Annotated in this window: 12 protein-coding genes; 3 read left to right on the forward strand and 9 right to left on the reverse strand. The window is 72.2% G+C overall.

Going from position 1 to position 14,575, the window contains the following annotated elements; genetic code table 11:
• Window positions 1–13: 13 nt before the first annotated feature.
• From mltG to ACFZBB_RS24415, 5 genes are all read right to left on the reverse strand, one after another.
• Window positions 14–1,948, reverse strand: a complete 1,935-nt coding sequence (gene mltG / locus ACFZBB_RS24395) for an endolytic transglycosylase MltG (RefSeq protein ID WP_391126095.1) — start codon at window positions 1,946–1,948, stop codon at window positions 14–16.
• Between the two features lie 102 nt (window positions 1,949–2,050).
• On the reverse strand, window positions 2,051–2,515 hold the full coding sequence (gene ruvX / locus ACFZBB_RS24400; RefSeq protein WP_355348851.1) for a Holliday junction resolvase RuvX: 465 nt from the start codon (window positions 2,513–2,515) through the stop codon (window positions 2,051–2,053).
• 44 nt (window positions 2,516–2,559) lie between these two features.
• Window positions 2,560–5,229: an alanine--tRNA ligase gene (gene alaS / locus ACFZBB_RS24405; protein WP_391126099.1), complete on the reverse strand. Its 2,670-nt coding sequence runs from the start codon at window positions 5,227–5,229 to the stop codon at window positions 2,560–2,562.
• Window positions 5,229–5,534 carry a DUF6167 family protein gene (locus tag ACFZBB_RS24410; RefSeq protein WP_391126101.1) on the reverse strand — a complete coding sequence of 102 codons (306 nt, stop codon included), beginning with the start codon at window positions 5,532–5,534 and terminating at the stop codon, window positions 5,229–5,231. The genes alaS and ACFZBB_RS24410 overlap by 1 nt, the downstream gene beginning before the upstream one ends.
• 6 nt (window positions 5,535–5,540) lie before the next feature.
• Entirely contained in the window at window positions 5,541–6,014 is a 474-nt protein-coding gene (locus tag ACFZBB_RS24415) for a DUF948 domain-containing protein (RefSeq protein ID WP_391126104.1), read from the reverse strand.
• 291 nt (window positions 6,015–6,305) lie between these two features.
• On the opposite strand from ACFZBB_RS24415, the gene ACFZBB_RS24420 reads away from it, so the two are divergent.
• Window positions 6,306–8,468 carry an ATP-binding protein gene (locus ACFZBB_RS24420; protein ID WP_391126107.1) on the forward strand — a complete coding sequence of 721 codons (2,163 nt, stop codon included), beginning with the start codon at window positions 6,306–6,308 and terminating at the stop codon, window positions 8,466–8,468.
• Window positions 8,469–8,657: 189 nt separating this feature from the next.
• On the opposite strand, the gene rpsD is transcribed toward ACFZBB_RS24420, so the two are convergent.
• Window positions 8,658–9,272 (reverse strand): 30S ribosomal protein S4, encoded by a 615-nt coding sequence (gene rpsD, locus ACFZBB_RS24425; RefSeq protein WP_188285197.1) that lies wholly within the window; start codon window positions 9,270–9,272, stop codon window positions 8,658–8,660.
• A 133-nt stretch (window positions 9,273–9,405) separates the two neighbouring features.
• Here rpsD and ACFZBB_RS24430 point away from each other — a divergent pair, with 133 nt between their 5' ends.
• Window positions 9,406–10,125 carry a DUF2470 domain-containing protein gene (locus ACFZBB_RS24430; protein ID WP_391126295.1) on the forward strand — a complete coding sequence of 240 codons (720 nt, stop codon included), beginning with the start codon at window positions 9,406–9,408 and terminating at the stop codon, window positions 10,123–10,125.
• A gap of 12 nt (window positions 10,126–10,137) precedes the next feature.
• On the opposite strand, the gene ACFZBB_RS24435 is transcribed toward ACFZBB_RS24430, so the two are convergent.
• The 3 genes from ACFZBB_RS24435 to ACFZBB_RS24445 form a co-directional block, all read right to left on the reverse strand.
• Window positions 10,138–11,499: a replication-associated recombination protein A gene (locus ACFZBB_RS24435; protein WP_355348717.1), complete on the reverse strand. Its 1,362-nt coding sequence runs from the start codon at window positions 11,497–11,499 to the stop codon at window positions 10,138–10,140.
• A 9-nt stretch (window positions 11,500–11,508) separates the two neighbouring features.
• Window positions 11,509–12,231 carry a gamma-glutamyl-gamma-aminobutyrate hydrolase family protein gene (locus ACFZBB_RS24440; protein ID WP_391126110.1) on the reverse strand — a complete coding sequence of 241 codons (723 nt, stop codon included), beginning with the start codon at window positions 12,229–12,231 and terminating at the stop codon, window positions 11,509–11,511.
• 71 nt (window positions 12,232–12,302) lie between these two features.
• Window positions 12,303–13,088 carry an FCD domain-containing protein gene (locus ACFZBB_RS24445; RefSeq protein ID WP_391126298.1) on the reverse strand — a complete coding sequence of 262 codons (786 nt, stop codon included), beginning with the start codon at window positions 13,086–13,088 and terminating at the stop codon, window positions 12,303–12,305.
• A gap of 108 nt (window positions 13,089–13,196) precedes the next feature.
• Here ACFZBB_RS24445 and ACFZBB_RS24450 point away from each other — a divergent pair, with 108 nt between their 5' ends.
• Complete coding sequence (locus tag ACFZBB_RS24450; RefSeq protein ID WP_391126113.1) at window positions 13,197–14,570, forward strand: glutamine synthetase family protein; 1,374 nt, start codon at window positions 13,197–13,199, stop codon at window positions 14,568–14,570.
• Window positions 14,571–14,575 lie beyond the last annotated feature (5 nt).

The raw sequence follows: 14,575 nt of genomic DNA on the forward strand, positions 1-14,575 counted from the left end.
AAGTGCCCCGGTCCTACTGGCTGTTGTACTGGTCGTAGAGCTTCTGGAACTCGGCGTGCGTCGAGGTGAACTTGGTCGTCTTGCCGTCCAGCGAGATGAAGTAGTACCAGTTCCCGCTGTCGGGGTTCATCGCCGCCTTCAGCGCGTCGACGCCCGGGTTGCCGATCGGCCCCGGCGGCAGGCCCTTGTACTTGTACGTGTTGTACGGGTCGTCCAGGGACTTGATCTTCGCGAGGCTGATGTTCGTGGCGCTGGTGTTCTTGATGTAGTTGTACGTCGAGTCGAACTGGAGCAGTCCGAAGGTCTCCTTGTTGGTGGGGACCATCCGGTTGTAGACGACCTTGGCCATCTTGCGGAAGTCGTCGTCGGTCTTGCCCTCGGCCTGCACCAGGCTGGCGACGGTGAGCAGTTGCAGCGGCGAGCTGAGATTCTGCTTCTTCGCCTCGGCGACCATGTCGAACTGGGCGTACTGCTTCTTCGCCTCGCCGACCATCTCGCGCAGCAGCGCTTCGGGTTTCATGCCCTTGGCGACGCCGTAGCGGGACGGGAAGAGGAAACCTTCCAGCGGGTCCTTGACCTTGGAGCCGGTGTCCGCCCAGTCCGGCAGTCCGAGGTTCTTGGCCTGGTCGTGCGCGACCTTCTTCGTGCTGCCCGCGGAGAGGCCGAGACGCTTGTCGATGGCGTCGTAGATCTGCGCGTCGCGCATGCCCTCGGCGATGATCATCGCGTTCTGGGACTTGGGGTCGAGCATCATCGTGACGGCCGAGGCCGCCGACATCTGCTTGTTGAGGACGTAGACGCCCGCCTGGATGAACTGGCCCTTGGGGTTCTTGCGGGCCGCGGCGGTGAAGGCGTCCACGCTCTTGACCACACCGTCGGACTTGAGGATGTTGCCCATGGTGGTGATCGTCGAGCCCTTGGGGATCTCGACCTGGACCTCGCCCGCGCCGTTGCCCGAGTAGTCGGGGGCCGGGCCGAAACGGTCCTGGTAGAAGTTGTAGCCGAAGTAGCCGACGCCACCGAGGCCGCCGCCCAGGACGACCAGGACGACCAGGCACGCGCAGCCGCTGCGGCGCTTCTTGCCGCCCTTGGCGGGGGCCGACTTGCCCGCGCGCCGACCGCCACCGCTCGTGGTGGTGGTCGCGGGGGCGTCGTCATCGTCGTCGTCGTCACGGCCGGAGAAGAAGGCGTGCTCGCGCGGGTCGTCGTCCTCCCCCGCGTCCCAGTCGCCGGTGTTGCCCGGAGCGGTCCGCAGCGGGCGCGCGCCCGGCTCCTGCGGGTGACCTCCCTGCGTGCCCTGGACCCCTTGCGCACCCTGCGCCGGGCCCTGCCCCTGTGGCTGCCCCTGCCCGTGCAGCGGCGCCTGCGGCTGACCCTGCCCCGGAGCGCCCTGATTCAGACCGCCCTGCCCCGGACCGCCCGGCCCCTGTCCGGGCCCCTGGCCCTGGAACGGCGCCTGCGGCTGCTGCCGGTACTGGGGCTGCTGCGGCGGCGGGTAGCCGTTCTGCCCGTAGAAGTCGGGCTGCGGGCCGCCCGCGTACGGATCCTGCGGCTGGTGACCGCCATACGGGTCCTGGTGGCCGTATCCGCCGACCGAGTGGGAGCCGGTGTCGTAGCCGTCGTACTGCGCCTGCGGGTACTGCTGCTGTTGAGGGTGCTGCTGCGGGTGCTGCTGAGGCTGGTACTGACCCTGCGGGTGCTGCGGCTGCTGCTGCGGGTACCCCTGCTGCTCGTACTGCTGCGGGGTCTGGGGGTACTGCTGGCCGCCCTGCTGCTGCGGGTACTGCTGCTGGTGCTGGCCGGTGGCGTAGGGGTCGTACTCCGCCTGCGGGTACTGCACCTGCTGCTGCGGCGGGTAGGGCTGCTGCGCCTGGTCGTAGCCGTCACCGAAGAGCGGGTCCTCGGGATGCCACGGTTCGGAGCCGGAGCCCCGGCCATAGTCAGTCATCGGTCCCCTTGGTACGCGGTCTGCAACCGGCTTGCCGACCCTGTGAAACGGGCGGCGCCCGAGGGGCGCCGCCGTGTCGCGCGAGACGTTACCGTACCGCGATCAGATGACCACTTCGACGCTCTCGCCCGGAGCTTTACCCGACACCCGTTCGGTCTCCAGCGCACTTTGCAAAATAATGACCGCGGCAGCCTGATCCACTACGGAGCGTCCCTTTTTCGCCTTCACTCCGGAGGCGCGGAGCCCTTGCGTGGCCGTGACCGTACTCATGCGTTCGTCCACCAGGCGCACCGGAACCGGCGAGATGACTTTCGCCACATGCTGGGCGAAGCCGCGGACCTTGGCCGCCGCCGGGCCCTCGCCCCCGTTGAGGGAGCGCGGCAGCCCGACGACGACCTCGATCGGCTCGTACTCCGCCACGATCGCGGCGAGCCGCCGCAGCGCCGCGGGCACGTCCCGGCCGGGCACCGTCTCGACCGGCGTGGCGAGGATCCCGTCGGGGTCGCACGAGGCGACCCCGATGCGGGCGTCCCCGACATCCACCGCGATTCTCCGGCCCCTCCTCATGCCGCCTTCTCGCCCCGGGCGGCTCGGATCCGGCGAACGGTCTGTCACGCCTTCTCGCCCACCAGGCGATGGACGGCCTCGACGGCGTCCTGGACCGCGGCCGGGTTCTGGCCGCCGCCCTGGGCGACGTCGTCCTTGCCGCCGCCTCCGCCGCCGAGGGTCTTGGCCGCGGTGCGGACCAGCTCGCCGGCCTTGATGCCGCGCTCGCGGGCGGCCTCGTTGGTGGCGATGACGGTCAGCGGGCGGCCGTTGGCGACGGTGAAGAGGGCGACGACGCCGGGGCGTCCGCCGCCGATCCGCTGGCGGACGTCGAGGACGAGCTTGCGCAGGTCGTCGGCGCCGGTGCCCTCGGGGACCGTACCGGCGACCAGGGCGACGCCCTTGATGTCGGCGGCGCTCTCGGCGAGCCCGGCGGCGGCCTGGAGGACCTTCTCCGCGCGGAAGCGCTCGATCTCCTTCTCGGCGTCCTTGAGTTTGGCGAGCATCCCGGAGATCTTGTCGGGCAGCTCCTCTGGGCGGCCCTTGACCAGCTCGGTGAGCTGAGCGACGACCGTGTGCTCGCGGGCGAGGAAGTGGTAGGCGTCCACGCCGACGAGGGCTTCGACGCGGCGCACGCCGGAGCCGATCGAGGACTCGCCGAGCAGCTTCACCAGGCCGAGCTGCGCGGTGTTGTGCACATGGGTGCCGCCGCACAGCTCCTTGGAGAAGTCGCCGATGGTGACGACCCGGACCCGCTCGCCGTACTTCTCGCCGAATTCGGCGATGGCGCCCTGTTTCTTGGCCTCGGCGATCGGCAGGACCTCGGCGGTGACGTCCAGTTCGCGGGCCAGCACCTCGTTGATCTTCTGCTCGACGTCGGTGAGGACGGTGCCGGGGACGGCGGCCGGGGAGCCGAAGTCGAAGCGGAAGCGGCCGGGGGCGTTCTCGGAACCGGCCTGGGCGGCCGTCGGGCCGAGGGCGTCGCGCAGCGCCTGGTGGGTCAGGTGGGTGGCGCTGTGGGCGCGGGCGATGGCGCGGCGGCGTACGAGGTCGATCTGGGCCAGCACCCCGGCCCCGACGGTGACCTCGCCGACCTGAACGACGCCCTTGTGCACGCTGACGCCGGGCACCGGCTGCTGGACGTCGCGGATCTCGATCACCGCGCCGCTGTCGGCGCGGATGCGGCCGGTGTCGGCGAGCTGGCCGCCGCCCTCGGCGTAGAAGGGCGTGCGGTCGAGCACCACTTCGACCTCGTCGCCCTCGGTGGCGGCGGGCGACGGGACGCCGTCGACCAGCAGGCCGACGACGGTGGCCTCGTTGTGGTTCTGGGTGTAGCCGGTGAACTCGGTGCTGCCGGAGCGGTCGGCGACCTCGCGGTAGGCGGACAGGTCGGCGTGGCCGGTCTTCTTGGCGCGGGCGTCGGCCTTGGCGCGGTCCCGCTGCTCCTTCATCAGGCGGCGGAAGCCCTCCTCGTCCACCGACAGGCCCTGTTCCGAGGCCATTTCGAGGGTGAGGTCGATCGGGAAGCCCCAGGTGTCGTGGAGCAGGAACGCCTTGTCGCCGGGGAGCACGCTGCCGCCGGCCGACTTCGTCTCGGTGATGGCGGTGTCGAGGATGTTGGTGCCGCCGCTGAGGGCCTTGAGGAAGGCGGTCTCCTCGGCGATGGCGACCGTCTCGATCCGCTTGCGGTCCGAGATCAGCTCCGGGTACTGCTCGCCCATCGTCTTGATGACGACGTCGGCCAGTTCGGCGACGACCGGTCCGGTGGCGCCCATCAGCCGCATATTGCGGATGGCGCGGCGCATGATGCGGCGCAGCACGTAGCCGCGGCCCTCGTTGCCGGGGGTGACGCCGTCGCCGATCAGCATCACGGAGGTGCGGATGTGGTCGGCGACCACGCGCAGCGACACGTCGGTGTCGTGGGCCTGGCCGTAGCGCACGCCGGTCAGTTCGGTGGCGCGGTCCATGACGACGCGCAGGGTGTCGGTCTCGTACATGTTCTGCACGCCCTGCAGGATCATCGCGAGGCGTTCGAGGCCGAGGCCGGTGTCGATGTTCTTGCTGGGCAGGTCGCCGAGGATCGGGAAGCTCTCCTTGCCCTCACCGGCGCCGCGCACGTACTGCATGAAGACCAGGTTCCAGATCTCCACGTACCGCTCGTCGTTGACGGCCGGGCCGCCCTCGACGCCGAACTCGGGGCCGCGGTCGTAGTTGATCTCGGAGCAGGGGCCGCAGGGTCCGGGGACACCCATGGACCAGAAGTTGGGGCCCATGCCAAGGCGCTGGATACGCTCGGCGGGCACGCCGATGACGTCGCGCCAGATCTGCTCGGCCTCGTCGTCCTCCTGGTAGACGGTGATCCAGAGCCGGTCGGCCTCCAGGCCGAAGCCACCGTCCTCCAGGGAGCCGGTGAGCAGCTCCCAGGCGTACTTGATGGCGCCTTCCTTGAAATAGTCGCCGAAGGAGAAGTTGCCGCACATCTGGAAGAACGTGCCGTGCCTGGTGGTCTTGCCGACCTCTTCGATGTCCGGGGTGCGGACGCACTTCTGCACGCTGGTGGCGCGGTCGAAGGGCGGCTTGACCTCACCGAGGAAGTACGGCTTGAACGGGACCATGCCCGCCGGGACCAGCAGCAGAGTCGGGTCGTCCGCGATGAGCGACGCCGAAGGGACAACGGTGTGCCCGCGCTCCTCGAAGAAGCGCAGCCAGCGGCGGCGGATTTCTGCCGACTCCATCAGTGTTCGTCCTTCCGGTTGTACGCAATGCTCCGGCGCGGTGCCGGGAGTTCGGACGGGGTTTCGGATTGCGGGGCGCTGCCGGTGAGGCCCAGCGCGTCCTGGAGTTCGCTCTCGCGCTGCGTCATGCCCGCCCGTACGTCCTGGGCGAACACCCGCAGCCGCGCGCCGGTCTCCAGCGCGCGGTCGGCCGCGGTCGCCGCGAGGCTCTCCGGCGTGAGGCGGCGCAGCGCCCGGTTGACCTTGGTGGTGGCCCAGACGCCGGTGGCGGCGCCGGTGACGAACCAGAACATACGGCGGAACATGTGGCCTCAGTCCTTCGAGCGGTTGCGACGGCCGCCGCGCCGGGCGGCGGGGAGCACCTTGCCTGCCTTGACGGTCCTGGCGCGGGAGCGGTCGGTGCCCGCCGCACCGTTGGCCGCCGCGCCCGCTCCGCCGGAGGTCCGCAGGCCGACAGCGCGCCGTACGCCGTAGCTGAAGGCGGCGACCTTCACCAGGGGTCCGCCGAAGGCCGACGCGACGGTGGAGGAGAGCGCGGAGGCGTTGGCAGTCACCTCGGCGACCTCCGCCGTGATGGTGTCGACCCGGTCGAGCTGGCTGTGGGCGGTGCGCAGCGCGTCGGAGGCGTCGCCGAGCAGCGGTACGGCCTGCTCGGTGATGCCTGCCACGAGTTCGCTGGTCCGCTTGAGCGTCTGGGCGAGCCTGACCAGCGCGACGGCCAGGAACGACACCAGGATCGCCCAGAAGACCGCCACGATGAGGCCAGCCACCTCTGCACCGGACACGTTGCTCCGCTCCCTCACCGTCGGCATCTCACGGACACTTCGCCGCGCTGTTTCGGCCGCTTCTCACGGCTGCTTCCCGCGACCGCTTCCGCGACCGCCTCTCACGACCGCGGTCCGCGGCTGGTTTTCACCACGACATCGGCCTCCGACCCTATCGCGCCGGGCCTGCGCGTCCGTACCGCATTACGCGCGCGCCGGGGCTGTCCCACAACCGGGCAAGCGCGGGCGTTATACCACTACTCGGCGACGGGATTGTACGGTCCGCACACAGTCAAGTACGCTCCGTACACCATGGAGACTGTGGGTAACCTCCCCGCCGAGCTGACCGGCTTCGTCGGCAGGACGTCCGAACTCGCGGCGCTCGACGCGCTGTTGTCGCCGGCGGCGGAGTCCCGGCTGAGCACCGTGACCGGGGTCGGCGGGGTGGGCAAGACGCGGCTGGCGCTGCGGGCCGCCAGGCACGCGCAGGACCGTTTCCTCGGCGGCGTCTGTCTGGTCGACCTGTCCGGGCTCGGCGACGCGTCGCTGCTGGACCACGCGGTCGCGGAGGCGCTGCGGCTGGCGGACCACACCACCCGCTCGACGCGTTCGGTGCTGACCGAGCGGCTGGCCGGCCGCGAGCTGCTGCTGGTCTTGGACGGCTACGACCGGGTGCACGCCGAAGTGGCCTCCCTCGCCGCGGAGTTGCTGCGCCGCGCGCCGGGGCTGCGGGTGCTCGCGGCGGGCCGCAGGCCGCTGGGCATCACCGGGGAGCGGCTGCTGCCGCTGGCACCGCTGCCCGCGCCGGACGCCCACAGCGACGCGGTGCGGCTGTTCGCCGAGCGCGCCGCTGCCGTGCTGCCGGGCTTCACCGTGACACCGGCCAACAGCGGTCCCGTCCTGGAGCTGTGCGCCCGGCTCGACGGCCTTCCGCTCGCCCTCGAACTGGCGGCGGTCCGGCTGCGGGCGCTGTCGGTGGAGCAGGTGCTCGAACGGCTCGACGACCGCTTCCGGCTGCTGACCGGCGGCGACCCCACCGCGCCCGCCCGGCACCGCGCGCTGCGCACGGCGATCGGCTGGAGCCACGAATTGTGCACGCCGGGCCAGCGGCTGCTGTGGGCGCGGCTGTCGGTCTTCGCCGGACGGTTCGACCTGGACGCGGTGGAGTACGTGTGCGCGGGTCCCGACCTGGCCGAGGAGGACATCGTGGAGACGGTGTCCGCGCTGGTCGACCAGTCGGTGCTCAGCCGCGAGGAGGGCGCCGACGGTCTGGTGCGCTACCGGATGCTGGACACGGTCCGCGAGTACGGTGCGGGCTGGCTGGCCGCGCTCGGCGACGACGTACGGATGCGGCGGCGGCACCGCGACTGGTACCTGGGGCTGGCCACCTGGTGCGAGCTGGACTGGTTCAGCCCCCGGCAGTCGGAGGTGGCCGCGCGGGTCGAGGCCGAACTGCCCAATCTCCGGCTGGCGTTGGAGTTCAGTCTGGACGGCGCCGCGGACCGGCCGCCGGAGGACCCGGCCGTCGGCCAGTATCTGGCGGGCACCATGTGGTTCTGCTGGGTCGGCTGCGGGCGGCTCGCGGAGGGCAGGCACTGGCTGGAGCGGGCCCTCGACCTCGCCGCGGGGCGCTCGGAGGCGCGCGCCAAGGCGATGTGGGTGTACGGCTATGTGACGCTGCTCCAGGGCGACTCGGTCACCGCGCTCGACGTGCTCCAGCAGTGCCGCAGCGAGGCCGAGGCGGCCGACAACGGGACGGCGATGGCGTACGCGGTCCACCGGCTGGGCTGCCTCGCGCTGGTCTCCGACGACATGCCGCGGGCCGAGCGGTTCATCGGGGACGCGCTGCTGCGCTACCGCCGGATCGGCGAACTCAACAGCAACGTCCTCATGGCGCAGGTCGAGTTGGCGATGGCGGTGGCCTTCCAGGGCGACCTGGACCAGGCGGTGACCCTCGCCGCGGAGGCCCGCGACATCTGCCACGACCACGGGGAGCGCTGGACGCTGGCCTACGCGCTCTACGTCCTCGGTTACGCCGCCTGGCTCGGCGGCGACCGCGCGGAGGCGCGGCGGCTGGCCGAGGAGGCGCTGGCCATCGACCACGCCTTCCGCGACCTGGTCGGCGCGGTGCTCGCCCTGGAACTGCTGGCCCTCATCACCGAGGAGGAGGGCGCCCCGCACGAGGCCGCGGTCCTCCAGGGCGCCGCGGGGCGCCTGTGGGCCTCGGTCGGCCTGCGCCTGTTCGGCTCCCGTTTCTTCAACGCCCCGCACGTGCTGTGCGAGGCGCGCGTGCGGGCGGCGCTGGGTGACGACGCCTACGCCGCCGCCCTGAGCGAAGGCGAGCGGTTCGGGCTGGACGCGGCGGTCCACCGCGCCCTCCACCGCCCGTCGACCGCCGCCGCCATCCGCGAGCGTCCCGCCCGGAAGGCCCCCGCCAGGAGCGCGGCCCCCGCGGAGGTGGTCGCCCCCGAGTAAGTATTGCGGCACTTCCCAGCGGCGGCTGAGGGACGCGCTACGCGACCGACCACGGCGGCGGCGTCACCTCCGGCCCCGGGGGCCGCTTCCCGTCGTTCCCCGGCCACCGGCCGGTTGACCGCGCCCCGGGGGCCGACCGCCTCCCGCGCGGGGCGCGGCGCCCCACCTCGGCAACCTCCCCGGAGGGGGTCAGCGGGCGTAGTACTCGACGACGAGCTGCTCGTCGCAGATGACGGGGATCTCGTTGCGGTTGGGGTCCCGGTCCAGGCGGAAGGCGAGGGCCTGGAGGTTGGTCTGGAGGTAGCGGGGGGCCTCGCCCTCACCGGCCCAGCCGCCTTCGCGGGCGACGATGAACGGCGTCTTCTCGCGGGAGCGCTCGCGGACGGTCACGACGTCGTCCGGGCTGACCCGGAAGGACGGCTTGTCGACCTTCCGGCCGTTGACCTCGATGTGGCCGTGCACGACCATCTGGCGGGACTGGTAGATCGTCCGGGCCAGACCGGCACGGAGCACGAGCGCGTCCAGGCGCCGCTCCAGCTCGATGATCAGCGCCTCGCCGGTCCGCTTGCCGGAGACCTTCTTGGCGCGGTCGTACGCGCGCTGCATCTGCCGCTCGCTGATGTCGTACTGCGCGCGCAGCCGCTGCTTCTCCAGCAGCCGGGTCTTGTAGTCGCTGTTCTGCTTGCGACCGCGACCGTGCTCACCGGGCGGGTAGGGGCGGGCCTCGAAGTACTTGACCGCCTTGGGGGTGAGCGCGATGCCCAGCGCCCGGGACTTCTTGACCTTGGGACGCGACTGATTCACGTGCGTGGAACCTCCGTGTAAATTAGGTAAGGCTTACCTTAGCTGAGGAGAACGCATGTTTCGACCCGGGAACCCCATGCCTGGCGTACCAGCACATGGTCAGCCGCGTCCCGAAGTGGAAGAAGCGCCCCGGCTGCCCTCGGCAGCCGAACGCGCGCGAACTCTCGTCGAGAATAACTCGTCCGCCGTCGTGACGATTCCCGGCCTGGCCACGGCCGGATCCGACGTCATGACCCCGGTGCGCCGCTCCGTGGGGCCCACCGGCGACGTGTTCCTGCTGTTCCCCGACGCATCCCCCGCCGTGCGCGCGATGCGGGCCGCTGGCGGCGAGGAGATCGAGGCTGTGCTGGAGATCACGGATGTGGCACCGGTCGCGGTGCCGCACCGGATCCGCGGCAGGGCCTGGGTCGCGGGCTGGCTGACACCCGTCCCGGGCGGCGCGATGGAGTCCGGTACGACGCTGCTCCGCCTGGAGACCGGCGAGATCTCGCTGGACGACCTGTGGGGCGCCGCCCTGGTCGAGCCCGACGAGTTCGCCGACGCCGCCGCCGACCCGCTCGCGGGGTACGAGAGCGAACTGCTCCAGCACCTCGCCGCCGCCCACGGCGCCCAGGTGGGTCTGCTGTGCGCCCTCGTCGGCCGCCGCGAGGCGTCCTGCGACGGCGCCTTCGCGGGCTCGCGCCCGCCGCTGAGCGCCGTGCCGCTGGCGCTCGACCGCTTCGGGCTGCGCGTGCGCTTCACCGGCGACAACAGCGTCTTCGACGCCCGCTTCGACTTCCCCGAGCCCGTCCGCGACCGCGACGGGCTGCGCCGCTCGATGCACGCCCTCTTCGACGCGGCCCGCGACCGCTGATCCGGGAGTGTGTCAGTCCGAGGCCGGGGCCTCGCCCGCGAGCCGGGCGCGGACCCGGTCCAGGACGTCCGCGTAACGGGCCTCCGTGCCGTGCCGGGTCGGCTCGTAGTAGCGGCGGTCGCGCAGTTCGTCCGGCGCGTACTGCTGCGCGGCGATGCCGCCGGGCACGTCGTGCGGGTAGACGTACCCCTGGGCGTGGCCGAGCTTGGCGGCGCCCTTGTAGTGGCCGTCGCGCAGGTGCGCGGGCACGGGACCCGCCTTGCCCGCCCGTACGTCCGCCAGCGCCGCGCCGATCGCGGTGGTGGCCGCGTTGGACTTCGGCGCGAGCGCCAGCGCGATGGTGGCGTGGCTGAGGGTCAGCGCGGCCTCGGGGAAGCCGATCATGGCGACGGCCTGGGCGGCGGCGACGGCGGTGGGCAGGGCGGTGGGGTCGGCGAGGCCGATGTCCTCGCTGGCGGAGATCATCAGGCGCCGCGCGATGAAGCGCGGGTCCTCGCCCGCGTCGATCATGCGGGCGAGGTAGTGCAGGGCGGCGTCCACGTCGGAGCCGCGGATGGACTTGATGAGGGCGCTGGCGACGTCGTAGTGCTGGTCGCCGTCGCGGTCGTAGCGCACGGCGGCCCGGTCGACGGACTCTTCGAGGGTGGCCAGGGTGAGCGTGTCCTCGCCCTTGTCCAGGGCGGAGCCCGCGCCCGCCTCCAGGGCGGTCAGGGCGCGCCGCGCGTCGCCGCCGGCGATCCGCAGCAGGTGCTCCTCCGCGTCGTCCGGCAGCGTCACCGCGCCGCCCAGACCGCGCTCGTCGGTCACCGCGCGTCGCAGCACACCGCGCAGGTCGTCGTCGGTGAGCGGTTCGAGGGTGAGCAGCAGGGAGCGGGACAGCAGCGGCGAGATGATCGAGAAGTACGGGTTCTCCGTGGTGGCCGCGATCAGGGTGACCCAGCGGTTCTCGACGGCGGGCAGCAGGGAGTCCTGCTGGGCCTTGCTGAAGCGGTGGATCTCGTCCAGGAACAGCACGGTCTCGCGCTGGTACCCGCCCGCCTGGCGCTTGGCGCTCTCGATGACCGCGCGGACCTCCTTGACGCCCGCGGTGATCGCCGAGAGTTCGACGAAGCGCTTGTCGGTGGCCTTGCTGACCACATACGCCAGCGTGGTCTTCCCGGTGCCCGGCGGCCCCCACAGGATCACCGAGGACGCGCCCGCCGGCCCCCCGCCGTCGGCCACCAGGCGGCGCAGCGGGGAGCCGGGGCGCAGCAGGTGCTGCTGGCCGACGACCTCGTCGAGGGTACGGGGCCGCATCCGTACGGCGAGCGGGCTGCTGCCCGGATCCCGCTCGTGACGGTCCTCTGCGGCTGCGGTGAACAGATCTGGCTCCACTCCGGCAGCCTATGCGCTGGGTGTGACAGCCCGGTCCGCGGCGGCGGCGAGCAGGGCGTGGACCAGGCGCAGGTCGGTGCCGTTCTCGGGGTGCCACTGCACGCCGAGGGCGAAGCGCTCGCCGGGCGCCTCGACGGCCTCGACGGTGCCGTCGTCGGCGTGCGCGGCGACGGTGAGGCCGTCGCCGAGGCGGTCGACGGCCTGGTGGTGGTAGGTGGGCACGTCCTGGGGGCCCGGCAGTACGCGGGCCAGCAGGGTGCCGGGCACGGGCGTGACGCGGTGCTCGCCGAAGACGCCGGGCTCGGGGGCGTGGGCGTCGTGCCCGACGCGGTCCGGCAGGTGCTGGACGAGCGTGCCGCCGTACAGCACGTTCATGAGCTGCATGCCGCGGCAGATCCCGAGGACGGGGACGGCCGCGTCCAGGGCGGCGCGCAGGACGGCCGACTCCCAGCCGTCGCGCTCCGGTGCGGGCGGCCCGGTGCGCGGGTGCCGTGGTGCGCCGTAGTGCTCGGGCGCGATGTCGGGGCCGCCCGCCACGATCACCGCGTCCATCCGCGCGACGGCCGCCGGTGCGTGCCCGGCCGCGTCGGGCGGCAGCAGGACGGCGACGGCGCCCGCGGCCTGCACCAGGCGCGGGTAGACGGCGGGCAGCAGGACGGCGGAGGTGTCCCACAGCCCCCAGCGCGCCCGCTCCAGATAGGTGGTGACCCCCACCAGCAGCGTCCTCGGCACCGTCCCCGTCCTCCCGCGTCGGCCAATGGTCCGGACTCGTACCTTAACCGGCGCGATCGTCCGCCCCGGTTCTAGGACAGAAAACCCCGCAGCAGCGACGCCGTGCCCGCGAGGTGCTGCCGCATCGTCTGCCGCGCCCGCGCTTCGTCGGCGGCCAGGACGGCGGCGACCAGGGCGGCGTGCTGGCCCTGGGAGTGCTCGATGTTGCGGACCAGCATGGGGATGCCGTCCAGGAGTTGGTTGACCCGGGCCCGGACGGCGGCGTATTGGCGGGCCAGAGAGGGGGAGCCGGACAGCTCGGCTATCGCGAGGTGCAGGAGTGTGTCGGCGCGCCGGTAGTCCTCGATGGAAGCGTCCCCGGTGGCGCGCAGCCGGGCCCGCAGCAGGTCGGCGTCCGCGCCGGTGAGGCGCGCGCGGGCGCAGAGCCCGGCGGCGCCCACCTCCAGCACCTCGCGGAAGCGGAGCACGTCGTCCAGAGCTGCCGCGTCCAGACCTCCCGCTCCCAGGCCCGCCGCGTCCCCGGGCAGGCCGTCCGCGCCGGGCGGCCTCGGCCGGACGAAGGTGCCGCCCTGGCGACCGCGGCGGCTCTCGACCAGGCCCTGCTCGTGCAGCACGCGCAGCGCCTCGCGCAGGGTGACCCGGCTGATCGCCAGCCGCCCGGCGAGTTCCCGTTCCGGTGGCAGCCGGCCGCCCGCGGGGACCAGGCCGAGCCGGACCACTTGGAGCAGCCGTTCCAGGGCTTCCTCGAAGCCGTTGCCGCCGCGCACCGGGCGCAGCACCGTGTCGAGCGGATCGGCGGCCTGCGCCTGGGGCTCCGCCGGCCGCTCGGCCGCTGACCCGGCCGTCGGCTCGGCCATCGGTTCCGCCATCGGTTCCGCCATCCGCTCCGTCATGGCGAGGCCCCCTTCCCTTCAATGGTTCACAGCCATACCTTAAGTCTTCCGACCGATCCGAGAGGTTCCGCTGTGGCAGAACACACTCCAGCCCTGTCCGTCGGCGCGCTCCGCTCGCTGGTGGCGGCGGGCGAGATCCACACCGTCGTCCTGGCCTTCACCGATATGCAGGGGCGGCTCCAGGGCAAACGGTTCGCGGCTCCGTTCTTCCTGGAGGAGGTGCTGCCGCACGGCTCGGAGGGCTGCAATTACCTGCTCGCCGTCGACATCGACCTCAATACGGTGGACGGCTACGCGATGTCGTCCTGGGAGCGGGGCTACGGCGACTTCGCGATGCGCCCCGACCCCTCGACGCTGCGCCGCATCCCCTGGCAGGACGGCACCGCGCTGCTGCTGGCCGATCTGACGTGGGAGGACGGCAGCCCGGTCAGCGCCTCGCCGCGGCAGATCCTGCGGCAGCAGCTCGACCGGCTCGCCGGGCACGGTCTGACCGCGCACGCGGGAACCGAGCTGGAGTTCCTGGTCTTCCGCGACACCTACGAGCGGGCGTGGGACAGCGGCTACCGCGGGCTGACCCCGGCCAACCAGTACAACGCCGATTACTCGGTGCTGGCCACCGCCCGGGTCGAGCCGCTGCTGCGCCGCATCCGCAACGAGATGGCGGGCGCCGGGCTGGTCCCGGAGTCCGCGAAGGGCGAGTGCAACCTCGGCCAGCACGAGGTGGTGTTCCGCTACGACGAGGCGCTGACCACCTGCGACCAGCACAGCGTCTACAAGACCGGCGCCAAGGAGATCGCCTCGCAGGAGGGCATGGCGGTCACCTTCATGGCGAAGTTCAACGAGCGCGAGGGCAACTCCTGCCATATCCACCTGTCGCTGCGGGACGCGGACGGCGCCCCGGCGATGGCCGACCCCGAGGACCGCTCCCCCACCGCGATGTCCCCGCTGATGCGGCACTTCCTGGCCGGACAGCTCGCCGCCCTGCGGGAGTTCTCGCTGTTCTTCGCGCCGAACATCAACTCCTACAAGCGGTTCCGCCCCGACTCCTTCGCGCCCACCGCGGTCGCCTGGGGCCGGGACAACCGCACCTGCGCGCTGCGCGTGGTCGGCCACGGCCCGTCGCTGCGGCTGGAGAACCGGGTGCCGGGCGGGGACGTGAACCCGTATCTGGCGGTCGCCGCGATGGTCGCGGCCGGACTGCACGGCGTCGAGCGGGAGTTGGAGCTGCCGGAGCCGTGTACGGGCAACGCGTACACGGAGTCGTACGAGCAGGTGCCCGGATCACTGCGGGAGGCCGCCGAGCTGTGGTCGGGCAGCGACCTGGCCCGCGAGGTGTTCGGCCCCGAGGTCGTCGCGCACTACGCGAACATGGCGCGAATCGAGCAGCGGCAGTTCGACACCGCGGTCACGGACTGGGAGCGGTTCCGCTCCTTCGAGCGGATGTGAGGGCG

The sequence above is a fragment of the Streptomyces sp. NPDC008139 genome, from assembly GCF_042957025.1.
Taxonomy (GTDB): Bacteria; Actinomycetota; Actinomycetes; order Streptomycetales; family Streptomycetaceae; genus Actinacidiphila.